This is a genomic window from Garicola koreensis, from assembly GCF_014195445.1.
Taxonomy (GTDB): domain Bacteria; phylum Actinomycetota; class Actinomycetes; order Actinomycetales; family Micrococcaceae; genus Nesterenkonia; species Nesterenkonia koreensis.
Window position 1 is genome coordinate 65,740 of sequence record NZ_JACIBT010000004.1, and the last position, 24,620, is coordinate 90,359.

General features: G+C 63.7%; 21 protein-coding genes and 1 tRNA gene. 11 read left to right on the top strand and 11 right to left on the bottom strand.

Translation table 11 applies throughout. The annotated features are described in order from the left end of the window. Position 1: 1 nt before the first annotated feature. A complete protein-coding gene (locus FHX47_RS07435; protein WP_183358297.1) occupies positions 2 to 484 on the bottom strand; it encodes a hypothetical protein in 483 nt (160 codons plus the stop codon). Continuing rightward, complete coding sequence (locus tag FHX47_RS07440; protein WP_183358298.1) at positions 465 to 2,417, bottom strand: primary-amine oxidase; 1,953 nt, start codon at positions 2,415 to 2,417, stop codon at positions 465 to 467. Before FHX47_RS07440 ends, FHX47_RS07435 begins: the two co-directional genes overlap by 20 nt. A 152-nt stretch (positions 2,418 to 2,569) precedes the next feature. Here FHX47_RS07440 and FHX47_RS07445 point away from each other — a divergent pair, with 152 nt between their 5' ends. Beyond that, a complete protein-coding gene (locus FHX47_RS07445) occupies positions 2,570 to 3,181 on the top strand; it encodes a TetR family transcriptional regulator C-terminal domain-containing protein (protein WP_183358299.1) in 612 nt (203 codons plus the stop codon). Between the two features lie 113 nt (positions 3,182 to 3,294). Here FHX47_RS07445 and FHX47_RS07450 read toward each other — a convergent pair whose 3' ends face one another. From FHX47_RS07450 to FHX47_RS07470, 5 genes are all read right to left on the bottom strand, one after another. Beyond that, positions 3,295 to 4,086: an ABC transporter ATP-binding protein gene (locus FHX47_RS07450; protein ID WP_183358300.1), complete on the bottom strand. Its 792-nt coding sequence runs from the start codon at positions 4,084 to 4,086 to the stop codon at positions 3,295 to 3,297. Between the two features lie 3 nt (positions 4,087 to 4,089). Beyond that, a complete protein-coding gene (locus tag FHX47_RS07455) occupies positions 4,090 to 5,031 on the bottom strand; it encodes an ABC transporter permease (RefSeq protein WP_183358301.1) in 942 nt (313 codons plus the stop codon). Next, positions 5,031 to 6,107 (bottom strand): ABC transporter substrate-binding protein, encoded by a 1,077-nt coding sequence (locus FHX47_RS07460; RefSeq protein ID WP_221206213.1) that lies wholly within the window; start codon positions 6,105 to 6,107, stop codon positions 5,031 to 5,033. The genes FHX47_RS07455 and FHX47_RS07460 overlap by 1 nt, the downstream gene beginning before the upstream one ends. 55 nt (positions 6,108 to 6,162) lie before the next feature. Then, positions 6,163 to 7,533, bottom strand: coding sequence for an MFS transporter (locus tag FHX47_RS07465; RefSeq protein ID WP_183358303.1), 1,371 nt, complete (start codon positions 7,531 to 7,533; stop codon positions 6,163 to 6,165). A 188-nt stretch (positions 7,534 to 7,721) separates the two neighbouring features. Then, complete coding sequence (locus FHX47_RS07470; RefSeq protein WP_183358304.1) at positions 7,722 to 9,494, bottom strand: FAD/NAD(P)-binding protein; 1,773 nt, start codon at positions 9,492 to 9,494, stop codon at positions 7,722 to 7,724. 173 nt (positions 9,495 to 9,667) lie between these two features. Between FHX47_RS07470 and FHX47_RS07475 the strand changes: the two genes are divergently transcribed. After that, positions 9,668 to 9,759, top strand: a tRNA-Ser gene (locus tag FHX47_RS07475). Positions 9,760 to 9,903: 144 nt separating this feature from the next. Beyond that, on the top strand, positions 9,904 to 10,782 hold the full coding sequence (locus FHX47_RS07480; protein ID WP_183358305.1) for an NmrA family NAD(P)-binding protein: 879 nt from the start codon (positions 9,904 to 9,906) through the stop codon (positions 10,780 to 10,782). Between the two features lie 192 nt (positions 10,783 to 10,974). Here the strand turns inward: FHX47_RS07480 and FHX47_RS11130 are convergent, their stop codons facing one another. The 3 genes from FHX47_RS11130 to FHX47_RS07495 all read right to left on the bottom strand — a co-directional run bounded on the left by FHX47_RS11130 (position 10,975) and on the right by FHX47_RS07495 (position 14,074). Further along, positions 10,975 to 11,067 carry a type II toxin-antitoxin system prevent-host-death family antitoxin gene (locus tag FHX47_RS11130; RefSeq protein ID WP_183358337.1) on the bottom strand — a complete coding sequence of 31 codons (93 nt, stop codon included), beginning with the start codon at positions 11,065 to 11,067 and terminating at the stop codon, positions 10,975 to 10,977. A gap of 52 nt (positions 11,068 to 11,119) precedes the next feature. Next, the gene (locus FHX47_RS07490) at positions 11,120 to 13,432 is read right to left on the bottom strand and encodes an acetate--CoA ligase family protein (protein WP_183358306.1); all 2,313 of its coding nucleotides are present in this window, start codon (positions 13,430 to 13,432) and stop codon (positions 11,120 to 11,122) included. Between the two features lie 243 nt (positions 13,433 to 13,675). Next, on the bottom strand, positions 13,676 to 14,074 hold the full coding sequence (locus tag FHX47_RS07495) for a hypothetical protein (RefSeq protein WP_183358307.1): 399 nt from the start codon (positions 14,072 to 14,074) through the stop codon (positions 13,676 to 13,678). Positions 14,075 to 14,227: 153 nt separating this feature from the next. Here FHX47_RS07495 and FHX47_RS07500 point away from each other — a divergent pair, with 153 nt between their 5' ends. From FHX47_RS07500 to FHX47_RS07535, 8 genes are all read left to right on the top strand, one after another. Continuing rightward, positions 14,228 to 15,280, top strand: a complete 1,053-nt coding sequence (locus FHX47_RS07500) for an acyltransferase family protein (protein ID WP_183358308.1) — start codon at positions 14,228 to 14,230, stop codon at positions 15,278 to 15,280. Positions 15,281 to 15,291: 11 nt separating this feature from the next. Further along, positions 15,292 to 17,748 (top strand): DNA polymerase III subunit gamma and tau, encoded by a 2,457-nt coding sequence (locus FHX47_RS07505; RefSeq protein WP_183358309.1) that lies wholly within the window; start codon positions 15,292 to 15,294, stop codon positions 17,746 to 17,748. Positions 17,749 to 17,828: 80 nt separating this feature from the next. Next, a complete protein-coding gene (recR, locus tag FHX47_RS07510) occupies positions 17,829 to 18,425 on the top strand; it encodes a recombination mediator RecR (RefSeq protein WP_183358310.1) in 597 nt (198 codons plus the stop codon). A gap of 326 nt (positions 18,426 to 18,751) precedes the next feature. Then, positions 18,752 to 19,747 carry a transporter substrate-binding domain-containing protein gene (locus tag FHX47_RS07515; protein ID WP_183358311.1) on the top strand — a complete coding sequence of 332 codons (996 nt, stop codon included), beginning with the start codon at positions 18,752 to 18,754 and terminating at the stop codon, positions 19,745 to 19,747. Between the two features lie 99 nt (positions 19,748 to 19,846). Continuing rightward, positions 19,847 to 20,674, top strand: a complete 828-nt coding sequence (locus FHX47_RS07520; RefSeq protein WP_183358312.1) for an amino acid ABC transporter permease — start codon at positions 19,847 to 19,849, stop codon at positions 20,672 to 20,674. Next, complete coding sequence (gene ehuD / locus FHX47_RS07525) at positions 20,671 to 21,378, top strand: ectoine/hydroxyectoine ABC transporter permease subunit EhuD (RefSeq protein ID WP_183358313.1); 708 nt, start codon at positions 20,671 to 20,673, stop codon at positions 21,376 to 21,378. Before FHX47_RS07520 ends, ehuD begins: the two co-directional genes overlap by 4 nt. Further along, complete coding sequence (locus FHX47_RS07530; protein WP_183358314.1) at positions 21,362 to 22,198, top strand: amino acid ABC transporter ATP-binding protein; 837 nt, start codon at positions 21,362 to 21,364, stop codon at positions 22,196 to 22,198. The genes ehuD and FHX47_RS07530 overlap by 17 nt, the downstream gene beginning before the upstream one ends. 129 nt (positions 22,199 to 22,327) lie before the next feature. Next, positions 22,328 to 23,611: an aspartate kinase gene (locus tag FHX47_RS07535; protein WP_183358315.1), complete on the top strand. Its 1,284-nt coding sequence runs from the start codon at positions 22,328 to 22,330 to the stop codon at positions 23,609 to 23,611. Positions 23,612 to 23,855: 244 nt separating this feature from the next. Here the strand turns inward: FHX47_RS07535 and FHX47_RS07540 are convergent, their stop codons facing one another. Continuing rightward, positions 23,856 to 24,524 carry an NADPH-dependent F420 reductase gene (locus FHX47_RS07540; RefSeq protein WP_343064336.1) on the bottom strand — a complete coding sequence of 223 codons (669 nt, stop codon included), beginning with the start codon at positions 24,522 to 24,524 and terminating at the stop codon, positions 23,856 to 23,858. Between the last annotated feature and the right edge of the window lie 96 nt (positions 24,525 to 24,620).

Consider the following 24,620-nt stretch of genomic DNA (forward strand, 5'->3'; position numbering starts at 1 on the left):
CTTATGTTGTGTTTGCGGTGTGATTTTCACTTATGAGATCGAAGGCTTGGGGTGATCTGCGGCGGCGCAGGCTCAGCGCGCAGACCACTGCGACGAGAAACTCGATGGCGATGATCGCCAGCATCGCTGAGGCTTGGCCATCTGCCGCGGTGATCGCTGTGCCGGGCGCTGCGGTGTCGGCGCCTTGGTGGTGGGCGTGCCCTCCGGAGCCCGCCTGCGCCGGGACAACGATCATCATGGTATGAACAGCCACCATTGCCAGGGACATCAGCAGCAGCCGTTGCAAGCAGTGAACGCTGGGGCGGAGGAGAGCCTCCACCGCGCACCACGCGCACCACAGAGTCATGGCGATCATCAGTACTGTGAGGGCCACTCCGTGGGCGTGGAATGCCAACATCCAGATGTGCGCCAATATCGACATCGCCGCAACCGCTGCGACCGCCCAGGCGGGGCGAGTCAGCTGATCAGTGGCAACTGCAACCATTGGAGGTGCCATTGGTCGAGCAGCAGGCGTGTCCCGGAGTCGGTGCCGGCACATCCAGGACGGGAGACCGGTCGAAGAAGCCCTCCGGCCGAAGCTTGAAACCGACCGTATCGACGGGCATAATCGGCCAATCCTCCACGCGTGGGAAGTGCGTCAGACCGAAGCTGTGCCAGACGACGATCTCTTCGCCGTCCACGCTGCGGTCCGCTGCGGTCCACGCGGGCAGCCCTGCCCCTCCGGGGTGCTGGTTAGCAAAGTCTCCGGTGGGGTACTTTTCGTCTTCGTGGTACTGCGAGACCCACAGTGCCTTGGAGGCGAAGTTCGCCCGCTGGTGAATGGATGATCCCTCCGCGGCCAACAGCGTGGGCAGCCCCTGCGGGTGCAGCTTGTATCCGACGGGAGCACCGAGCCGATTCCTGGACTCGGGGTTCGCGATCACCCAGGTGCGGCCCTTCTCCTGAGCACTGTCTCGCTGGGCCTGCTGTTCGGTGGAGAGCACGGTACGGCTGCGGGTGAAGGCGTTGCCGCGGGGGTTGGTCTCGGAGAACGGCAGCCGGACTGCATCCTCCTCTTCGACTCGGCACTTGCCGCCGTCAAGGGCGAAGTCCAACCGGGCGGAGAACAGGTGCTGGTGGAAGGGCGCACCCAGGCCGGGCGCCATCTCGGACGCGAAATCCGTTGGGCCGTCCGGGATGGAGGAGGTGAACACGACGCCTGTGGCCTTGGCTTCGAACTCGATGGTGCCGTCCAGGTAGAGGTACCAGTAGAAGCCGTAGTCGTAGTTTCCGACGGTGGTGAAGAAGGAGATCACCAGGCGGCGATTGCGGCGGGTGTAGGACTCCCCGGTCCACAGCTCGGTGTGCTTGGAGAGGATGGACCAGTCCTCTTCATGCATGCAGATGCCGTTCTTGATCTGCCGCGGTTCACCCTGATTGTTGGCGACCCACGGAGAGAGGTAGGTGATGTCCCCCAAGCAGTCGCAGCCCAGCTCCAAGGAGTTGGCCCACTGACCGATCAGGTATTCTCCGGTGTCGAAGTAGTTCTGCCAGGACCGCACCGGTGAGGGGTCCCCGTAGGGCACGACCATCTCAGCGATGGCAGCGCGGTCCAGGATCGTTCGCTTGCGCTCCCCATCCTGGAAGGAAATATTGTGCAGCACCAGGCCTTCGCGCATATCGAACCCTACGTCCAGGCTCCACTTCTCCCATTCGACGTGATTTCCGTCGGTCACAGAGAAGGACGGCCCCTCCGGCTGGGTGATGGAGATCGGCTTCTGTGTGGTGCGGACGGGACCGGTGAGGTCCGGGTCGGTGAAGTTGCCGTGCTCGGCCGGTACCGGAACGTCTTCCAGGTCGAGAATCTGGTCCACCACACGGTTGGTGACGTCGACGTAGGCCACAAGCCCATCGATCGGGTGAGCCCAGGCGGAGTCCTGCGAGTGCTTCTGGTGGAAGGCCAACCCCCGCAGGATCCGTCGGCCCGCCTCGTCGGGGTACTCGAACACACCCGCTGACAGCGGCGCTACACGGACCTCAGCGACTGGCAGCCCGCGGCGTTTGAGGATGGAGCGCCACTCAGCGTTCTCCGCAAGTACAGCCTCCACGACTTCAAACTCTTCCTCCAACACCGGAAGTTCGCCGTCGACTGCTGTGTCCAGCTCGGTCACGGAGACAACCGTCTGATGAGTAGCGGACACCACGATGTCCCGTGAAGTCCCTTCGGCGGTGTTCAGAACGAACACGCGAAAGCGGCGGTCTACCTCTACCTCTGCCCGCTCGGTCCCTCGGGGCGGGTCGATCAGTCCGAGGTAGGCGATGCGAGCCTCGGCAGGGAAGTAACCATCGTCCTTCAGCAGGGCGCGCACGGCGCTGATCTCTTCTGGGGTCTGCTGAGCGTATGCCGTCGTAACAGCGCTTGGCGTTTCAGTGGTCATGGTGAAACCTTTCCGCGGCGTAGGTCGCGAGTGACTGTGCGGTGTGTCACGCTTAAATCTACACTCGTAGATAAAAGAGTCAAGAGGTTCCCGAAAATTCGTTGCGGCGGTCCGGACCTGAGATCATCAATAAGTCACCGAAAGGATGGAATGTGCCCAAGATCGTCGATCATGACCAGCGCCGCCGCGATCTGATGCAGGCTACGCTGCGCATAATTGTCCGCCAGGGCCTCTCAGGGGCCACGATGCGGGATGTCGCCACTGAGGCCGGTTTCGCCAATGGTGCGATCAAACCCTATTTCGCGTCGAAATCCGACCTGCTCTCGGCGACCTATCTGTACGTATTCAATGCGACGAACCGTCGGGTCGAGAAGGCAACCAAAGGGCGCAGCGGGCTCGCCGCGCTGGAGGCGTTCGCCGACGAAGTGCTTCCCGTCAGTGACGCCCTACGGGACGAAGCTCGGGTGGTCCTGTCCTTCTGGGGCGAGGTGGCGCAGAACGATCTGCATGCTCGAACCACCCAGGAGACGATCGAGCCGTGGCGCGCTCAGATCATCGGCTGGCTCGAACAGGCACACGAGCAGAATGAGCTGGCGGCCGACATCGACATCTCGACCGAAGCGGACATGCTGATCACATACATGATGGGCGCCCAGGTGAACCGTATCGCCGTCGCGGACCGCTTTGACGGCCCCGCCTTCGCGGCGCAGCTGACCTACTACTTGCGTCGCCTGCGATCGCGAAGAGAGGACTCTGCTTCATAGGGTGAGGGATGCCCGCCAGAAGGTCCTGAAGCACATGTCGACCGCCCCGCCGGGGGCACGAGAAAGGGGGCCGTTCGACTGGCCCCCCTTTCTCCCATACACATCGTAATCGGCTACTGCAGCATGGTCTTGTCGTCAACCACGGCGCCCTTGATCTTGCTGAACTCGGCCAGCAGATCCCCGGGAGCGAGTTTCTCCTTCTCCTCGTCAGAGACGTCGAGGATGATGCGGCCCTCGTGCATCATGATCAGCCGGTTGCCCACCTCCAGGGCCTGAGCCATGTTGTGGGTGACCATCAGTGTGGTGAGCTTCTGTTCCTTCACAATCTTGGTGGTCAGCCGGGTCACCAACTCGGCCCGCTGAGGGTCCAGCGCCGCGGTGTGCTCATCCAGCAGCAGGACCTTCGGCTGGGAGAGGGTGGCCATCAGCAGACTCAGTGCCTGTCGCTGACCTCCCGAGAGCAAGCCGACTTTAGCCCTCAGTCGATCCTCCAGCCCCAGTTCCAGAACTTTCAGCGCTTCGGCGAACCGCTCGCGCTTCGAGGCGGTGACCCCCAGGCGCAGTCCTCGGCTGTAGCCGCGCCTGTCGGCCAGGGAGAGGTTCTGCTCGATGGTCAGGTTTGGGCTGGTCCCCGCCATGGGGTCCTGGAACACCCGGCCGATTTGAGCGGCCCGCTGGTGCTCCTTGAGCTTGGAGACATCTCGATTCTCCAGCTCAACGACGCCCTTCTCCTGGGTGATGCGTCCGGCCACGGTGTTGAGCACCGTGGACTTTCCGGCACCGTTGGAACCGATGACCGTGACAAAGTCCCCGGCGGCCAGTTGAAGATTCACATCATCGAGGGCGCGTCGTTCGTTGACCGTTCCCGGAAAAAAGGTCTTCGAGACTTCAGAGACGTTCAGCATGACTCAGCGCACCTTCTCCCCGTGAGTTTTGGCTTCGGATGTCAGCGTGGCATCCCCCGCGGCGTCCAACGCGGTCCGGTTCTTGCGCCACTGGGCGATGCGCTGGAATCCCTTCCACTGCGGCAGCAGCAGAGCGGCGACGACCAGCACTGCTGACATCAGTTTCATGTCGTTGGGGTTCAGCCCCACGTTGAGCGCGAACTGGATAGCCAGCCGATAGACCACCGCTCCCAGCACCACTGCCAGTGTGGCCTGCATGACCACCCGGGTGCCGAAGATCGCCTGTCCCACGATGACCGAGGCCAGTCCCACCAGGATCAGGCCGATGCCCATACCGATATCGGCGAAGCCCTGGAACTGAGCGACGATGGCACCGCCCAGCCCCACCAGACCGTTGGAGATCATCAGGCCGATGATCTTCATCCGGTCGGTGGAGACTGCGAAGGAGGTGATCATCTGTTCGTTGTCGCCAGTGGCCTGCAGAGCCAGGCCGGAGTCGGTGTGCAGAAACCAGTCGATGATGAGCTTAAAGACCAGCGCCATGGCCACCAGCACCAGCACCGAGGTCCACCCGGATCCCGCGACGTCGCGAAGGCCCGAGATGAGCGTGTCCTCACCCAGCAGGGGAATGTTGGCCCCGCCCATGATGCGCAGGTTGATCGAGTACAGCCCGATCATCGTCAGGATGCCGGCCAGCAAGCCGTTGATGTTTCCCTTGGTGTGCAGCAGGCCGGTGATCAGCCCCGCCAGGGCGCCCACCACGAAGGCCGCGGCAGAGGCTAGGAACGGGTCAGTTCCGTTGACGATGAGGACGGCCGCGGTGGCGGCTCCCGAGGTGAAGGAGCCGTCCACCGTCAGATCAGGGAAGTTCAGAATCCTGAAGGTCAGGTAGACCCCGAGCGCCACCAACGCATAGATCAGGCCTAGTTCGAGCGCAGTGATCATTATTCGTCGTCGTCGCCCTCATCGCCGGCTTCAGCTGGGTCCTCAGCGTCAACATCCTCGCCGACGACTACGTCAGCGCGGTCCATGACTTCCTGCGGGATCTCGATGCCCATGGCCTCGGCTGCGTCCGGGTTCACCGTCAGTTCCAGTTCCGAGAGAGTCTCCACGGCCATGCTGGCAGGGTCCTCACCATCCTGCAGGATGCGAATGGCCATCTCGCCGGCCTGAACACCCAGCTGGTGGTAGTCGATGCCGTAGGTGGCTACTGCCCCGCGGATGACCGAGTCGGCCTCTGCGGCGAGGATCGGAACCTCATTAGCCTGGCCGTACTGGATGACGGCTTCCAGGGCTGAGACCACAGCGTTGTCAGTGGGCACGTAGATGGCGTCAGCACTGAGCGACTCCACCCCCTGCTGCACCTCGGCGGAGGCGGAGATGGTGGCTTCCTCCACCTCGAGACCCAGCTCGTCGGCGGCCTCATTCAGCAGCTCCACCTGCACCTGGGAGTTCGCTTCGCCGGAGGAGTAGACCACGCCGACCGTCTCCAGGTCAGGCACAATCTCCTGCAGCAGCTCCAGCTGCTCAGCAACCGGGTTCATGTCCGAGGCGCCGGTGAGGTTGCCGCCGGGCTCATCCCAGGAGTCAACCAGTCCTGCGTCCTCCGGGTCAGTGACAGCGGAGAAGACGACCGGATCCTCAGTGATCTGCTGTGCTGCGGCCTGAGCAGTCGGCGTGGCGATCGCATGGATCAGGTCGTAGTCGCCCGAGGCGAAGGTGCCAGCAATGTTGGAGGCAGTCTCCTGCTCGCCCTGGGCGTTCTGCTCATCCCATTCGACCTCGATCCCCGCCTCCTCGAAGGCTTCCTTGAAGCCTTCCGCGGAAGAGTCCAGAGCGGGGTGGTTGACCAGCTGGGTGACGCCGATCGAGTAGCTCTCGGCGGCTTCGCCGTTGTCTCCGTTGTCGCCGCTGCCGCCGTTGGCGTCGCCGTCGCCGTTTCCGTTGCCGCACGCGGTCAGCAGCAGGGCAGCAGCTGCGACCCCTGCGGTGAGACGTGCGCTTGAAGCTCTTCTAAACATGGTCATTTCTCCTTAAAGGTGCGAATGGTGGATCGAGAGGGTGGATCACGGTGTTTCAGTCAGCTTTGAGCTTAGGTGCCATCTTAAACTCCTCACGCTCACTGTCGTCCTGCAGGTTGATGCCCTGCAGCTTCTTGGGCACCACCGAGACGGCCAGGAACGAGATGATAGCCAGCCCGGAGATGTAGAGGCCGATCATCCAGGACTGACCGGTGCCATCGAGGATCGCCTGGGCGATCATCGGAGCGAACGCGCCGCCGATGATCGAGCCGAAGGCGTAGCCGATGGAGACCCCGGAGAACCGGATGGAAACCGGGAACATCTCTGCATACAGCGCAGACTGCGGGCCGTAGGAGGGCCCCAGCCCCATGGTGAGAACGACGATCGCCAGCGTGAAGATCCACACCACCCCGGTATCGATGAGGAACCACATGGGGATCGCCCACACGATGATGATGCCGTAGCCGATCTGGAAGGTGAGAACCCGTCCGATCCGGTCGGAGATCCATCCGCCGAACACGGTGAAGATGAACCAGCCCACACCGCCGATGAGTGAAGCAGTGAGCGTCTCGGTGCGCGACATTCCCAACGACGAAGCGCCGTAGGCTGCGAAGAACGCGATGACCAAGTAACCGGCTGCATTGTTGGCTGCGAAGATCAGGGCGGCGAGAAAGGTGTACTTCTTGTGGGTGGTGACCAGCTCCTTCAGCGGCGCTGAGGATTCCTTCTTCCGCTCCTTCATCTCGGTGAAGACCGGGGACTCCTCGACCCGGCGGCGGATCAGGTAGGCGGCCACGATCAGCACGAAGGAGAAGATGAACGGTACGCGCCAGCCCCACTGGAGGAACTGCTCCTCGGTGAGGAATGCGTTGAGGCCGAACATGAACAGGGTGGCTAGGATCATGCCCAGAGGAACGCCGATCTGGGGGTACATGCCGAACAGCCCGCGCTTATGGCGAGGTGCGTGCTCCACCGAGAGCAGTGCGGCACCGCCCCACTCACCGCCGGCGGAGAGGCCCTGGATCACACGAAGAACGATCAGCAGAAGGGGGGCAGCCATGCCCCAAGTGGCGTGCGTGGGCAGGACGCCGACGAGGAACGTCGCACCACCCATACCCATCAGGGTGATGACCAGGACTACTTTGCGTCCGAACCGGTCACCGATCCACCCGGCCAGGATCGCTCCCAGCGGCCGGAAGAGGAATGAGATGCCGACTGAGGCCCAGGCAACCAGCTGCGCCAGGGTTTCACTCTCCTCCCCCAACGGCTCGAAGTACAGCACCGCCAGAACGAATCCGGCAGCCTGCGCGTAGATGAAAAAGTCATACCACTCGATCGTGGTGCCCACCAGAGTTCCCGCAAGGACCTTCTTCTCCTCGCGAGTCACCTGATGGCCCTCATTGCTGAGGTATCCCTGCTGACTCATAGTGCCTCCGTTGGCGCCTGCGCTCGTACTGTTTAAAGGAGCAACCCCGACATGAAGAATCATGCTCGACAATGTGATTGGGGTCACTGTGCTTGTGTACTCTAACAGACTTACCGACCGGTCGGTTAGTAAGTGATCGAGCGTGGTGGCTCGAGCGGATGGTATGAGCGCCGTCAGGGCGAAAAGTGTCAGTCGGTCAGCTGCTCCAGAAGATCGCGTGCCACGGCGTCAGCATCGGCCAACGTCTGGGCGGTGACATGCGCCTCACCTCCGGCTTCGGCCGCGATGGCAGTCCCCCACTGCACCGAAGACAGCTGCAGTCCCAGCACGTAGACCCCACCCACGGGCTGGCCCTGGCAGTCGAGCAGCCGGTAGGGCTGGCCGGACACGTCGAAGCCCTTGTGCACGTGAGTCTCAGAGTCGACGTCGAAGCTGGCGGGCCGAGCCAGTCCACTGCTGAGCATGTCAGTGACCAAAGGTGATCCTGCTTGGGTGATGCGGTTGGGCGGCATCATCGCTTCGACCATGTGCTGTGCGGTGTAGCGGGCTCCCGCCACGGCAGCAGAGTCGGCGATGAAGCGGCCATCCTTCCGGTCCACCCCGTAGACGGGGTCAGGACCCAGAAACTCCACGACGCCGGCCCGCACCAAGGCGGCCAGCTCCTCGATGCGCTGCAGCGGCGGGCCGCTGGCCAGCCCCTCAATCAACGATTCGAACCACCCCTCGACGTCGTGCAGCCTGCTCGCCGCAGTGATGAGCCCCTGGGTCAGCAGCGGTTTGATGCGCAGCCGCGCGGCATGCACAGCGTTGAGAGCCATCTTCTCGGGACTGCGCTCAGCGGCCTGCGCACTGGTCGCATCCTCAACCAGCCAGCTGCGCATCTGCTGCTGGTAGTCAGCATGAGAGGTGAAGGTCCGGTGGGCGAAGGGATGAGCGTAGTCGTCGACGTCAAACGCCGCGTCGGTGCCTCCTGCCCGCCGGTACACCACCAGGGCATCGGCCTGGATCAGCGGCCAGAGGTTCTCGACGAAGTCCAGCTGAGTGCGCTGTTCCAGCAGCTGGTCAATGCGCTGCTGGGTCAGGTGCTCAAGCTCGACGACTGCCGGTACGACGCCCTTCGCAGTGGTCTTCGCGCGGTATGGGGTGCCGCGACGAGCCCCGGCGATGATCACCGGCTCCCGGCCCGACGGCAGATAGTCGTACCGAGACCCGGGCCCGGCGTCGTGGTGTTCTTCGAACTGGCCACCCCGGCCGACAGTCAGCTGGATCAGCAGGTCGAAGAAGTTCAGGCCCATGCCGCGCACCAGGACGTTCTCTGCCGCGGGGAAGTCGTCATAGTCCACGTCCGTGGGGATCGCGGCGCCCTGATAGTGCAGCCCGGCCTCGGCAGCGGTGCGTGCCAGCCGGCCGCTGGGACCGCTGGGCTCGGCCGCCAGGTGCCCCAGGGCCAGAACCACCGCATCCGCCTGGTGCCAGCTGCCCTCAGTCTGCATCCGGTAGCCGCACTGGTGCTGCCGCAGCGCCGTGACCTCCGCGGCAATGTGCTCCACAGCTGCCCCGCGTCCGCGCAGGCGGGCACTGACCTCTTTGCTCAGCCAGGCCAGGTAGTGGCCGTAGTGGGCGCGGGCGGGGAAGTCTGCGTCGTCGTACTTCAGCCCGTTGAGCGTGGCGTAGTCCATAAAGCTCATCGAGCACGACGACGCCGGCAGAGCCTCCTGGGTCTCACCGGTCGGGGCCGCTGTGGGGTAGCTGGCTGGAGTGTTCATCAGGTACAGCGGTGACTGCTCGGGATTCCAGACCTTTCCCGGTCCGTGCGGAGCGGGGTCGAAGACCTTGATGCGCAGCCGTGGCCGATCGTTGGGCGCGATCTGCTCGATGTGTGCCAGCAGGCGCTCCAGGAATGAGGTTCCACGGGGGCCAGCACCGACGACGGCGATGACACGTTCCGCGCTGCTGCTCATTCCTCGTCTCCCCCTCGGCAGTAGTTGCGGCCCCGACCTTTTGGGGGCCGACCTTCTGGACCCGCAGCAACATTACCGGGTGGGCGCCAGAACCTTGCTTTGATCTGGGCGGCTTCGACCCGCTAGTCTGTGTAGGCGCGTCGCGAGCGATGTTTTCGCACCTGACGCGTCCAGGAGGTGTGCCGGAGCGGCCGAACGGACTTCACTGCTAATGAAGGATCCCCTTAACCGGGGATCGAGGGTTCAAATCCCTCCACCTCCGCCAATAACCCCGCCTGACTAGGAATTTTCCCGGGTCAGGCGGGGTGTGCTGTTTCTTGAGCAGTCGAAGCTGCGCGGAAAAGTACGCGATCATTTGGTGTTCATCCTTACGCTGAAGGAACGTAGGCGCCTCGCGAAAGGAGTCGTCATGCCCACGATCGCAGTGACCGGTGCCACCGGAAACCTCGGCGGCCTGGTCATCGACCATCTGCTGGAAGGTGGCTTTCCGGCAGATGAGGTCATGCCTCTGGTGCGCGCCGCCAGCAAAGGTGAGCGCTTCGCCGCACGGGGCATGTCGCCGCGGGTGGCCAGCTATGACGACCCGGAGGGGTTCGCGCGCGCCATCGACGGGGTCGATAAGCTCGTCCTGATTTCCCCGCCGTCTTTGGACAACGCCGTTCGCCTCCATCAGCTTCATGGTGCGGTCATGGCTGCCCATGGTGGGCACCTGACACAGCTGGCCTTTGTGAGCTTTTCGGACGCCGAGAAGCGTCCGTTCGGCCTCGAAGACGTCGACCTGGCGATTGAGCACTCGATTCGCGCGGCCGGCATTGCGTTCACGTTCCTCCGCAATTCGGTGTACCTGGAGGAGCTCGCTCCGGAGCTCACGGTGGCAGTGGAGTCCGGCCAGCTGCTTTCGGCCACCGAGAACCGCGCGATGAACTGGGCTCCGCGGGTGTCTCAGGCTGCGGCGATCGCCGCGGCAGTCACTCAGGACGGTCACATCGGCTCCACCTATAACCTTGTCAGCCCCACGCCCTACACCTACGACGACGTCGCCGCCCTACTTACCGAAGCGGTCGGCCGACAGATCACCCACCGCCCCGCCACGCCTTCTGAGGTCGACTCGGCACTCGTGGACGGCGGTATCGACCCCGAGCATGCCCACAGCGTGGCCAACGACTTTCACGTCGCGATCGCCAGGGGAAAGTGCCACACCACGGGCAATGACATCGAACGACTCTCCGGCCACTCCGGAGGCATCACTGCGGATGACATCGCCGCCCTCGTGAAGGGCACGGCATAATCGGGCCCAGCGTCGTCTCTACGGTTACCATCTTGCTGGTGCCAGGACTGTTCGAGGATTTCGGCGCTGGCCGACTCATCACCATTCTTGTTCTAGCGGTAGGCATGGGCGCTTTCGCTGTCGCAGCCAAGCGGAAGCGTGAACAACTTTCTGAGTAGGGGCTGAATCGAGGGAACATGACGCCCTGGTGGGTCAATCAGTGGGCGCAAGAGATCCCGCTCGCCGCGCCACCGGTGTGCCCCGCTCAGTAATGATGATCTCTTGGCCGTCTCGCGACCGTCTGATCCAATCTGGAGATGCCGAACGTTGTTATCGCGCCTCGTGCCCCTCGTTGAGCTCAGCCTATCGCCGTGCCCTGACGTTGCCACTGGCGGTCTTCTCCCAACAGGCGTTGGAAGAACCGGTCGATATCTCCGGCCTCCACCGTGTCCGCGGGAGAGAACCTCGGGGTCAGGCTCATGCCTTGAACCAGGCCAGCGGGCGGCAGATGGTCATCCCCGTCGGCAGGCACTACGATCTCGACCACACCCCACCACAGCTGGGGAACCGCGCGCACCGCCTGGACCGCCAGGCGCTCTGCGGAGACACGCGGTACGGCTGCAACATCCGACTCTTCCCCCGTCACGGCCAGCGCCCCATCGCGGAAAGCCAACACTCGCAGCCGGTGCCCAGATGGCTGTTCCTGGACGATCCACCGGTCGGTGAAGTCCAGCCGTTCTGCCTCCCCTGGGGCTAGCGACTGGGTTCGGGCCCCGCCCCACGCAGAGTGGAACGGGGTGATGAGACCGGGACCCTGTTGGCGCAGGAAACGCTCCGCCTGCCCGGCGTTGGTGACGGTCCGGGACTGGACCAGGGGAACATTGGCGGCCTTCAGGATCCGATCCAGTGTGCCGAATTTGCTGAGCATCCGGACCGCGACGGCCAAATCTTCGGCCCCGAGACCCTGCCAGGTCAGCAGCTGCTCATCCCCCTCGGGGGAGGTGACCTGACGCAGTCGCGGCCCGCGGCGCCTGACCCGGTATCCATGATGCTCGGCAACGGCGAACAGCAGCTGCGCGAGAGAACGGTCCCGATCCGTGGCGTAGGGAAGCTGTTTCAGCGTCGGCCCGGATCCAACGGCCAATGTAGGCGCAGCTTCTTCGGTGCCCTGCCGAGCAGCCTCTTGAGCGTGCTGCACACGCAGCTGCCACACGCGGCCGGCCACATCCTTCGGCGTTCCGAAAGAGGGAAACGTGGCACTGCCGTACCCGGAGCGCGAATTGACCTCCACCACGTAGACATCACCTGTGCCCAGCTGGATCATCAGGTCCACCCCGCCCCAGCGCAGGCTCGGAACAGCGCGGACCGCGGCCACTGCTGCCGAGCTGATTCGCGCGTCTGCTGTGTGGGAGATCTCGGCAATGTCACCCCCGCTGCTCTGGCCACCGACGGTGCCCACAATGACCACTGCACCAACGTCGGGGACGTCCTGCAGGTCGTACCCCTGTTCTGCGATACGCCCGAGGGCGGACTCGTCGATCGGCGCGTCCTTGCCCCGGAGGCTGAAGATGCTGCTGCGGTAGAGGTTGCGCTCCTCGATCAGCTGCTGAACTGTGGAGAAGCCATCGCCCCACACTTCGGCCAGTATGCGTTCAGTGATCGAGACGCACTCTGCGCTGGAGGCCATCACCCGCATCTCGGTCTCAATGTCGATGTGCTGCTCGACCATCACTCTGCGGCTGCTCCCCCGCGCCCGCTGGTAGGCAGCCTCGACGTCGTCACGTGTCCTCAGATTGACGCTGACCCCTCGGGCCCGGTCTCGATCCGCCGGCTTGATCACCACGGGAAGCCCGATCTGTTCGGCCGCCTCCCAGGCTTCATCAGCTGAGCGCACCAGCGCCGCCCGAGCTGCCGGCACACCGGCGCGCCGCAAGAAACGATGGGTCTGGTACTTATCCGTGCAGACCTCGGCGCCGACCTGTGAGCTGTGGGCCATATAGCCATCAACCAAGTAGGAACGCTGATCGGCGGTGGCCAGTGCCACTTTCGAAGTCACCCATTCGACCTCAGCGCCAGCCAGCTCGGCCGCCTCCGCATTCAGCGAGGACCCGAGGTGCCGCTCGGGGGAGAACCGTTCCAGGCCCTGGCGGATGCCGGCATAGGTCCGGAAGGGCTGGGTCTGGTCCGGGTCCCCCTCATCCAGCAGCCCAGGTGCCCGCTGGGGCGGTTCCACGGTCGGCAAGGAGCCCAGATCCAGCTGAATGTACCAGCCCAGATCATCCTGCCCGCTGCTGCGGGCCGGGTTGTCAAAGCTCCATCCATTGGGTGACTGGCGCTGCAGAGACTCCACGACGGCGGCCAGCTGGGACTCCCCGCACAGTCGAATCCCGGAGGCGGCGTGGTGATCTGCGGCGGGGACAACCGGGTAGAGCTTCAGGCGCAGACTGCGCATACCGGATTCGAAGCTCACCTCCAGCATCGTCAAGAACCTGAAGTTCCCCGCGCCGATGGCCGAGTCTTCACCATGCGCAGAACCGGCCGGGGAACCCAAGCTGTGCAGGACCCAGCGACGCCGGTGCCGCAGCACCTCCTGGGCCGCAGCGGGACCATGCCCAAGGATCAGATCATAGTCAGCGTCAAGCAGCTTCTCTGCGGTGTGGAACTGATCCAACGTCCGCCACCGGGACTGACTGTCCCATAAGGGCAGCGCGACCCGGAGTATGTCTGCTGCACCGGGCACGACCCCGGGAGCCTGGGCAGCCCCTACCCTGGCGCAGAGAGCGCGTGGGTGGGGGTCAGAGGCGCTGGAGGCAGTCTCCGAGTCCGACGTCGTCGTCCACATACAGCCGTGCAGGTGAATTTCACCGGCACCCACGGCCTCGGGCAGCGCGATTCGATGAGGTCGATACGCCTCCTATGGGGTGACGCCGGCCCCGAAGCCGCTGATCTGAGCCTCAGCCAATGCCCGCTGCAGGCCACCGAAGAGCCGTGAGTCCACACCCATCACCCCTGGCGTGGCGAGGCCCACCGCATCGACGCCGGCCTGCTGGAGATCGCCGACGAACCGCCGGATCCGAAGTCGCGTGAGGAGTCCGCTCGGGCTCCTGCGAACCTCAGAGCTCTGCAAGCTTGAGAGCCGAGCTGTCGGAGTCCCGGCGACCACCCTGTCTGCGGCGACTGTGAAAGGCCGCAGAGCCTCGGGAAGCTCACCGGAGTGTCCACGCAACAGGCTGACTGCCCGCTCGGCGCGTCCGGTGGGCACATGCGCCCAGGATTCTCCCAGGAACAGCATTCGGTAAACCCGCTGTGGCATCGGATCCCTTCTGGTGGGCCGCAGACGCACGAAAACACGCTGCGCCGGCGTGCGACCTGGTGAACAGCACGAATGTGACTGTCTAGAACTTTCGCACACTGAGGTGTTGGCGCAAAGAAGCCGCACCGCTTCGTTCCGATATACTGGATCGCTATGCCTTCCGCCATCCCCGCCCCCGTCCCGCCTGCCGCCACGACGGCTGCAGGCGCGCGCATGCAATGGATGGACATGCTGCGCGGGATCGCGGTGCTGCTCGTCGTCGTGCTTCATGGGGCCGATATCCCATACCTGAACGGCAACGGGGTCGAAGAGTGGGCGCAGGTCAACAGGTACTTGGAACCGTTCCGGATGCCGCTGCTGATGTTCCTCTCCGGGATGCTGCTGCCGCGCTCACTGGCCAAACCGCTGCGGCTCTACGCTTGGGGCAAGGTCGCTGCGATCCTGTGGCCGCTGCTGCTGTGGATCCTGCTGTTCGGGCTGTTCATCTACCACGGGGGCATCGAAAGCCCCGTCTTCTGGCGCAGCGGCGGGGACTACCTGTGGTTCCTCACCGCGCTGACCATCTGCTACCTGATCGGCGTCGGGCTCAAGCCGCTGGTGCGCAACCGGTGGGCATTCATTCTGGCCGCCCTCGGGCTCTTTGCCGCCATGCTGCTGACCCGCCAGTTCACAGACATTGATCTCTCCATCGCCACCCGCACGCTGTACAACGGCGCGTTCTTCTTCCTCGGCGCAGCCTGCGTGCGGGCCGTCCCTCGGTGGATCAGAGCACCCGGGGCTGTGGTCCTGGTCCTTGGCATCATCGCGGTCGTCATCTCCTATATGGGAGCTGATGACCGGTGGCTGCGCACCGGCACGCTCTACGCAGTGCCGGGCTCGGTGATCGGCATCGCGGTGGCCATCTGGTTGGCCTCACGGGTGAGATCGGGGCTGCTTCTGACGTTCCTCGCGTGGGTCGGGCGCAGTTCGATCGTCGTCTACATCGTCCACTTCCCGGCGGCGGTGCTCACCCACCGGCTCATGAACTTTCTCGACGCAGATCCCTTCACCCACACCATCATGTGCACCACCGTGGCGCTGACGGTGTCGGTGGCCGCCGTCGCGCTTCGCTCCAGGACCCCTTGGCTCTACGTCTTCCCCCACAGCAGCGGCATCCAGCAGCGTCTGGGCCGCCGCGCCGAGACGCGTGTCCGCCTCCCGCGATAGGCTTCTGAACTGTGACTACCGCCCTGTATCGCCGCTACCGGCCAGACACCTTCGCCGACGTGATCGGCCAGGACCATGTCACCGCCCCGCTGGTGACCGCCCTGGGCAAAGATGCTGTCTCACACGCGTACCTGTTCTCCGGCCCCCGCGGATGCGGAAAGACCACCTCGGCACGCATTCTGGCGCGCTGCCTCAACTGTGCGCAGGGTCCTACTGGACGGCCGTGCGGTGAGTGCGACTCCTGCCAGGACCTGGCTACCGGTGGGTCGGGATCCTTAGACGTGATTGAGATCGACGCGGCCAGCCACGGCGGGGTCGACGACGCCCGGGACCTGCGTGAGCGGGCCACCTTCGCACCGGTGCGCGACCGGTACAAGATCTTCATCATCGATGAGGCCCATATGGTGACTGCCGCGGGTTTCAACGCGCTGCTGAAGATCGTGGAAGAGCCCCCGGAGCACATCAAGTTCATCTTCGCCACGACCGAGCCGGACAAAGTCATCGGCACGATCCGTTCCAGGACGCATCACTACCCGTTCCGGCTGGTGCCGCCGGAACCGCTGCTGCAGTATTTGGAGCGACTCTGCGCGGCGGAGGACATCGCTGTGGCCCCGGGGGTCCTGCAGCTGGTCCTGCGGGCCGGCGGCGGTTCGGTGCGCGACACCCTGTCCGTCCTGGACCAGCTGATCGCCGGAGCTGAAGAGACCGGTTTGGACTACGACCGGGCCGTGGCCCTGCTGGGCTTCACCCACGCTGCACTGCTGGACCAGGTGGTCGAGGCAGTGGCCGCGCTGGAGGCGTCTCAAGCATTCTCCGTGGTGGACCAAGTGGTGCAGTCCGGCCAGGACCCTCGACGGTTCGTGGAGGACCTGTTGGAGCGGCTGCGGGACCTGATCATCGTGAAGTCGGTGCCGGAGACACCGCAGGCGATCCTGCGCGGTGTGCCCGAGGACCAGATCCGAACGATGCAGGCCCAAGCTCAGCAGGTCGGACCCGCTGAACTCTCCCGCGCCGCCGACATCACCGCCACCGCCCTGACGGAGATGGTCGGCGCGACCTCGCCGCGGCTGCACCTCGAGCTGCTGATGGCCCGGCTGCTGCTGCCCCACGCTGAATCGGGCCACGCGAGCTTGGCCGCTCGGCTGGAACGCCTCGAACGCCGCATGGACTTCACATCCGGAGCCGGCAGCACACCTGCTGGAGAGGCCCCGGCCGAGGCCGCACCACCTTCTCAGCACCAGCCGCCCGCTGAGCAGCCGCCCGCTGAGCAGCGTGCAGCCGAGCAGCCCGCTTCCGACCCTGGGCCGACTCCTGCGCCCGCAGCTGAGCAGCCGGAGCCAGCAGCTGAACAGCCTGCCCCCGGCTCCCGGAGCGCAGACCACTCAGAGCAGTCCCCGCCGCCGGAGACTCCAGCACCTGCGTCCGCACCCGCATCCCCACCGGCGGACGACCACACCGTGACCCCACCCCAGCCGGCTGCTGAAGCGCCGGCACCCCAGAGGCAGCCGGAACCCTCTGCAGGTGGGTCTGCTGACATGATGCAGCGCGCCTGGCCGGACATCGTCGATGCGATGAAGTCACGGTCACGCATGCTGTGGATGCTGGTCAAAGGCAACGTCTCTGTGGCCGGGTTCAACGGCCAGACCCTGACATTGGCGTTCAGCAACGACGGCGCCCGAAGCTCCTTCGCCAACCGCAGCGGGGAGCAGGCCCTCGGAGAGACGATCCAAGAAGTTCTGGGAATGCAGGTCAACTTTGAACTGACCTCGGGATCACCCCCCGGTGGTGAGGACGCGGCCCCAAAAGGTGAGGGCCGGGCTGAGGCGACGTCAGCTCCGGCCCACTTCGAACCAGCAGCTGAACCCCCTGCCGCCCCGCACCCCGCCGCGTCAGCCGACGACCACGTCGATGGCCCGTGGGGTGCTGAGGATGCCGAGGACCCGGACGAGGATCCCGGGCCCTGGCCTGAAGACCGCTGGGACACCCCTGCTCCAGCAGGCGCCTGGCAGCCTGAGCCGACCCACCCGAGAGCAACTGAGGCGGACACCGCACAGCACCCTCGGCAAGAGCAGAACTCCCGGGTTCCGCAGAAGTCGCCGGTGCCGGTCTTCGCCCGCCGCTCACCGACCACCCCCAACGCTGGCGCTGATGCTGCCACCACCGTTGACCAGCCGGCTGCGCCTGCCAACGGGAGAGCCGCTCAGATTCGGCAGCGTCTCGCCGACAGGGACGGCTCCCCCGGCGCAGAGGCTGCCCCCAGTGAGCTGAACCAACCAGCAGAGGATCTGTATGACTCCTCCCCGCCTCCGGATTGGGCCGAGGCAGCCTCCCCGGACGAGGAGGACATCGCTCGTGAGGACGACGCAGACCTTGAAGGCTCCGGGGTGTTCGGCCGGCGCGCCGTCGAACGCATCCTCGGAGGAGTTCTGCTGGAGGAGCAGCGTCTCGAGGACCAACCCCCGCGCTGATCCGCCTCGCCAGCGCCTGCGCGCGCGTAGACTGAATCGAATCTCGACCCCACTCCTAGACGAAAGGCACCCCACCGACTGTGTACGAGGGCGCTGTCCAAGAACTGATCGACGAACTGGGCCGACTGCCCGGCATCGGCCCAAAATCCGCTCAGCGGGTGGCATTCCACATTCTGGAGGCCGACTCTGAGGATATGACGCGTCTTGCCGAGGCCATCCGAACCGTCAAGGAGAAGGTCCAATTCTGCGAGACGTGTTTCAACGTTTCTGAAGAGTCCCGCTGCCGCATCTGCCAGGACCCCCGCCGGGAAGACTCCGTGATCTGTGTGGTGGAGGAGTCCAAAGATGTCATGGCCATCGAACGCACCCGCAGCTTCCGCGGCCGCTACCACGTGCTGGGCGGCGCCATCAGCCCGATCGCCGGGGTCGGACCCGACCAGCTGCGCATCCGCGAGCTGCTGAACCGCCTCTCCGACGATCAGATTCAGGAAGTCATCCTGGCAACTGACCCCAACTTGGAGGGCGAGGCCACGGCCACCTACCTGATGCGCATGCTTGGGTCTCTTGGCATCAAGATCACTCGTCTGGCTTCTGGGCTTCCTGTCGGGGGTGACCTGGAGTACGCCGACGAGGTCACCCTCGGCCGCGCTTTTGAAGGGCGCACGCCTTTGGGCTGACATTGTCGCAAGCCTTCCCAAAATGGTTATCAAGTTGTAATCAGAGCTATTACTGCTGAATTTCACACACTTAAGCGACAGCACTGTTTCCCGGTCAGCACTGCGATGCAGAATGATCACATCATCTTCACGAACATTTCCCGTATTCCACAGGCACCTGCATTCTGCTCACCGCGGGGCGGTTCTCAGTTTGTATCGTGATTGATTTTCACTACTGTGAAGCTCTGGATGTTGACGGCGATCATACGTAGGATTGTCAACAACCTGCCACAGGCAGGCAACGTTCAGCTCGCACCCAACGACTTACGAGGAACTGAGGTCGACCGATGAGGATCAAGAGTTCTGCACTGCGCGCCGGAGCATTCACCAGCGCTGCGCTTCTCGCCCTGACCGCCTGCGGCGGCAACGGCGACGACACCGCCGACTCCGACGCAGCCGATGAGACCGCTGAGGAAACCACGGAGGAGACCACCGAAGAGACCACCGACGGCGCGGAAGAGACTGGCGACGGCGGCGAGACTGAGGCTGGCGGCGAAGGCGGAATGGGCGAGGGTGAAGACATCACCGTAGCCATCGCCGGAGAGGTCCCCTACTCCTACCTCGATGAGGAGACCGGCGAAGCTACCGGCGCTGCCGTAGCCCTGGCCGAACAGATCCTCGGTGAAGACATGGGCTACAACGTTGAGGCCGAGCTCACCGACTGGGACAGCCTCATTCCCGGCGTGAACGCTGGCCAGTGGGATGTGGTCTCAGCCGGCATGTCCATCACTCCAGAACGCTGCGAGCAGGCGGCGTTCTCCGAGCCGGAAATTATGTACACCACCGCATTCCTGGTCGAAGAGGGCAACCCCCACGGCATCACTAACTTCGAGGAAATGGCTGAGGTCCAGGAATCAGAAGGGCTCGACGTCGTCACCCTGACCGCAGGTGTTGAGGCTGGATACACCGAAGACCTCGGTATTGAAGCCGAAGGCGTGGCAAGCGCCGAAGACGGTGTGGACTTCGTGACCGGCGGCCGCGCCGACGTCTTCGCACTGACCGCCATTTCGCTCAACGCCATGGCAGAGGACCTGGACGGCTACGAGGTCACCGACCCGTTCGCCCATGAAGTTTCGGCTGGTTCCACTGTCTTCCGCTTCGAAGACGAAGAGCTCCTGAGCACATACAACGAGCACCTGGCTGAGCTGAAGGAGTCCGGTGAATTCCTGGAGATCATCAGCGAGTTCGGCTTCACCGAGGAAGAGGTTCCGCCGGCTGAGCTGACTGCCGATGAACTCTGCGAAGGCGACATCGAGGCCCTCAACGAGCAGTACCTCAACTGATCCAGAGCACTTCGTTGACAGCGGCGGCCCGCCCTTGTTGGGCGGGCCGCCCAGTCTGTGCCCCACGCTTCGTCCGACCAGAGGGGAACAACTCGCATCATGGATTGGCTTGAGAATCAGCGCGAGTATTTCGGCTCGCTGAGCAATTTCTCTGACCGTCTTTTGGATGGCCTGTGGACCACCATCCAACTTGCGCTGCTCGGCGGGGCACTTGCCTTCGTCATAGCCATTGTTCTGGGAATCGTTGCAGGGTCTCCCCGGCTGTGGCTGCGCGGCCCCGCCCGAGTCCTCATCGAATTTTTCCGCGGCATCTCGCTGCTGGTTCTGCTGTTCTGGATGGTCTACGTCCTGCCGCTGTTCTGGATGGCAAATCCAGATCTTCCCGGCGAGGAGCTGGTGCGCAACTCATTCCTCATCGGTGTAGTCGCTTTGGGCATCAACTACGGCGCCTACGGGGCTGAGGCGGTACGTGCCTCCTTGACGACAGTGCCGAACAGTCAGTGGGAAGCCACCACGGCGCTGTCGATGAGCTGGCTGCACAAAATGCGCCGGGTGGTCTTCCCCCAGGCCTGGGCGCTGATGCTCCCCTCACTGACGAACCTCTGGGTCCATCTGCTCAAAGGCAGCGCCATCGTCTACATCCTGCCCGGGGTCAACGACCTCACCTTCGAGCTGAACAATCTGCGGCGGCCCACAGATATTTGGTTCTCCCACGCCCTGATCGGACTGGTGACCTACTTCATCCTGGCTCTGATCCTGACTCTCTTCATGCATGCTCTTGAGGCTCGCGCCAAGCACAAGCTGGGACGCGGGCCCTCGCTGAAACAGATTCTCACCCCGGATCCGCCCACAGCAGTCCCAGACAGCGCAGGTGACCCAGCGTCCACCGCTGCAGGTACCGATTCGAAGTCGGGAGGTGCCCGATGACCAGCCTCAACATCCTCGCCCAGGAAGCTGACGAACCGGTTGACCCGGGTGGACCGTGGTGGGACTGGGCCTTCGCCTGGGACATCCTGCCGGACATGCTGCTGGCCTTCCTGCAGTACACCCTGGTGGTCACCGTCACCGGCACCATCATTGCTGCAGTGCTGGGACTGATCATCGCCATCCTGATCATGGTGCTGCCCAAACCTCTGGCGTGGATCGTCCGGTGGGCCTCCAACTTCATTCGGATGACCCCCATCGTGGTCCAACTGATCCTGCTGTTCTGGGGATTCCTCTGGTTGGATGCACTGACCATCGGGATCGTCGTCTTCGGCGTCCACTACGCCACCTATATGGCCGAGGTCTACCGAGCCGGCATCGAGTCGGTGCCCCAGGGCCAGTGGGAAGCCACCACGGCACTGTCGATGAATCCTGTGCGCACCTGGCGGAAAGTCGTCATCCCCCAAGCGCTGCGATCAACCATTCCCTCGCTGGGCAACTATGCCATCTCCATGTTCAAGGACACCCCGTTCCTCTACGCGATCGGTGTGACCGAGATGGTCACGCTCGCCGTCGGAGAGATCGGAGGCACCACGTTCCGTTACAACGAGGCGGTCACGATCGCTGGGCTGATCTTCCTGGCCGCCAGCTACCCCACCGCTATTCTCATCAACCGATTGGAGAAGCGTCTTGCCTACGCCCACTGATTCCACGGCAGCGGCCACCAGCGCCGAGCCCGACACGACGCCGTCGGAAAACCCCGTCATTGAGTTCGTCGACGTCGAGAAGCGCTTCGGCGACAACGTGGTGCTCAAAGATCTCAACTTCTCCGTCGCCCGCGGCGAACGCGTCACCCTCATCGGGCCTTCCGGCTCAGGCAAGACCACCATCCTGCGGTTGGTGATGACCCTGGAGGAGCTCACCGGCGGCTACATCTACATCGACGGTGAGGCGCTGTCCCATGAGGACCGCGACGGCAGGCGAGTAGAGGTCTCCAAGAAGGCGCAGAAGCAGCTGCGCACCCGCATCGGGATGGTCTTCCAGCAGTTCAACCTGTTCCCCAATATGACGGTGCTGGAGAACATCACCGAAGCACCGATCCACGTGCTGGGCCGGTCGAAGAAGGATGCCGTGGCCAAAGCGCACTCACTGCTGGAGCAGGTGGGGCTTCCGGACAAGGCCAACGCCCACCCCACCAGCCTCTCCGGCGGTCAGCAGCAGCGGGTGGCGATCGCCCGCGCGTTGGCGATGGACCCGGAGATCCTGCTGCTGGACGAGGTGACCTCCGCCTTGGACCCCGAGGTGGTCGATGATGTGCTTGCCATTCTGCGCCAGGTCGCGGAGACCACCAATGTGACCATGCTCATCGTGACCCACGAGATGGCCTTCGCCAAAGACGTCAGCCACAAAGTGATGATGTTCGACGGCGGCCATGTCGTTGAGGAGGGTCACCCGGACAAGATATTCAGCGACCCCGACGAGGAGCGCACCCAGAAGTTCCTCTCTGCGGTGCTGGGCAACAACTGAGCCCCCCATATCACCATCACTCACCAGTTGAGATGCCGGCGTCATGCGTTTTCATTGCTGCCCGGACGTCTCTAAACTGGTGTCTGAGCTACTGTCCCTGCACTCATCCGAAGTGAGAAACCACCCCCCATGAGCCTTATTGTTCAGAAGTACGGCGGATCCTCAGTCCAGGACGCTGAATCCATCAAGCGCGTGGCGCGGCGAATCGTGGAGACGAAGCAGGCCGGAAACCAAGTGGTCGTCGTCGTCTCCGCGATGGGAGACACCACAGACGAGCTGCTCGACCTGGCCTCCGACATCGCCGACACTCCCCCGCTGCGTGAGATGGACATTCTGCTCTCCTCCGGCGAACGCATGTCCATGGCGCTGCTTGCCATGGCCATCTACGAGCTCGGCGAGACGGCCCAGTCCTTCACCGGCTCCCAAGCAGGAATGATCACAGACGCCATCCACGGCAAGGCGCGAATCATCGAGGTCTCCCCCAAGCGTGTTCAAGAAGCTGTGGACACCGGCCACGTCGGAATCGTCGCCGGGTTCCAGGGAATGAGCCGGGAGTCCAAAGACATCACCACGATGGGACGCGGAGGCTCCGACACCACCGCTGTCGCCCTGGCCGCTGCGCTCAACGCCGATGCGTGCGAAATCTATACAGACGTCGACGGCATCTTCACCGCAGATCCGCGCGTGGTGAAGTCTGCTCGAAAGATCGACACCATCACCAGTGAGGACATGCTGGAGATGGCAGCGGCCGGATCCAAGGTGCTGCACCTGCGCAGCGTGGAGTACGCTCGCCGCTTCGGTGTGAAGCTGCACGTGCGCTCATCCTTCAGCAGCAAGGAAGGCACCTGGGTCATTCCCGACGAATCACAAACTGTCACCATCAAGGAAGGCGAACCCTTGGAACAGCCCATCATCTCCGGCGTTGCCCATGATGACTCAGAAGGCAAGCTCACCATCACCGGCGTTCCCGACGTACCGGGCAAGGCCGCCGAAATCTTCAACCACATCGCCCAGGCCGGCATCAACATCGACATGATCGTCCAGGACATCTCCCTGGAGACTCAGACGACCAACATCTCGTTCACCCTGCCGGGCGCTGAGGGCGAGAGAGCCCAGCGCATTCTGTACGAGCACAAGGACGCCATCGCCTTCAAAGAGCTGCACTTCGTGCCTCAGGTGGGCAAGGTCTCCCTCATCGGCGGCGGAATGCGCACCCACCCCGGAGTGTCTGCTCGATTCTTCACCGCGCTGCGCGATGCTGGCATCAACATTGGGCTGATCTCCACCTCTGAGATCCGCGTGTCAGTCATCACCGATGTGGAGCTGCTCGACAAAGCCGTGAAGGCCATCCACACCGCCTTCGGCCTTGACGCCGACGTCGAAGCTCAGGTCTACGCCGGCACCGGCCGCTGATCCGCTGCCTCGCTGACTCTTCTGAAACGACTGGAGGGCGGCAAGGTCCCCATTGTTCCTTGCCGCCCTCCAGTTTCAGGTGCGAGATTACGGTTACTGAGTATACCGTAGATAACCAGCAACATCACAGGTTTCTGCAGGAATCTTCTCGTTTTCTGAACACAGGCTTCATGGATGAGCGTGTCGCCGCAGCGTCAGCCCAACGCATCGTGACGAACAGCGGCGGACTCAGGGGAGCCCGAATCTAGACGCCGGCGAACTGCCGGTGCTTCTGCAGCAGTGCTTTGGCCTCTGCTGCGGTGTGCCGCCCGTTGAAGATTTCAGTGCCGTTCTCCATGGCACGTCCGGCCGCCAGCGGTCCCGCATCCACGGCGTCGTAGCCCATCGAGTCGATGAAGTGAGCGACCAGGTCTTTGACGTCGTCGTGGTCTGAGGCGTGGACCAGCGCGCGACGGTTGGGGTCACCGGCAGGGTGGGAGTCAACCTCCAGGTCCCCGTAGCCGATGTGATTCAGCGTCTTGACCAGCTTCACATCGCCGAGGAACTCCTCGATGACTTCTGAGGTGGAGGCTCCGGACTCGAACTCGTCCATGATGCCGTCCACCGGTGCCCAGTAGTTCATCGTGTCAATCACGGTCTGGCCCTGGAGGACCTCGGTGTCGATATTGCGGTACTTGTGCAGCGGCACAGCGACCACAATGATGTCTGCGCCGCGCAGCTGCTCCTTATTGACGGCCTCCGCGCCGGGGACGATGATCTCGGTGATCAGCTTGATGTCGTCGGCGGGACGGCCGGTGGCGATCTTCACCGTGTGACCGGCACGAACCGCCTGGCGGCCCACCGCCGTTCCGACGCGGCCGGCACCGAGGACCCCAATGGTCAGAGACTCGTTCATCTCAGCAGCTTCCCTCACTCGTCGTAGTCGAAAAGGATTCTTCAAATCTTGAATACTGCAACGCCTGCTCAGAGCGCTTTTGTTCCTGGTGTGGCAAACACCACTGCCCCAAGC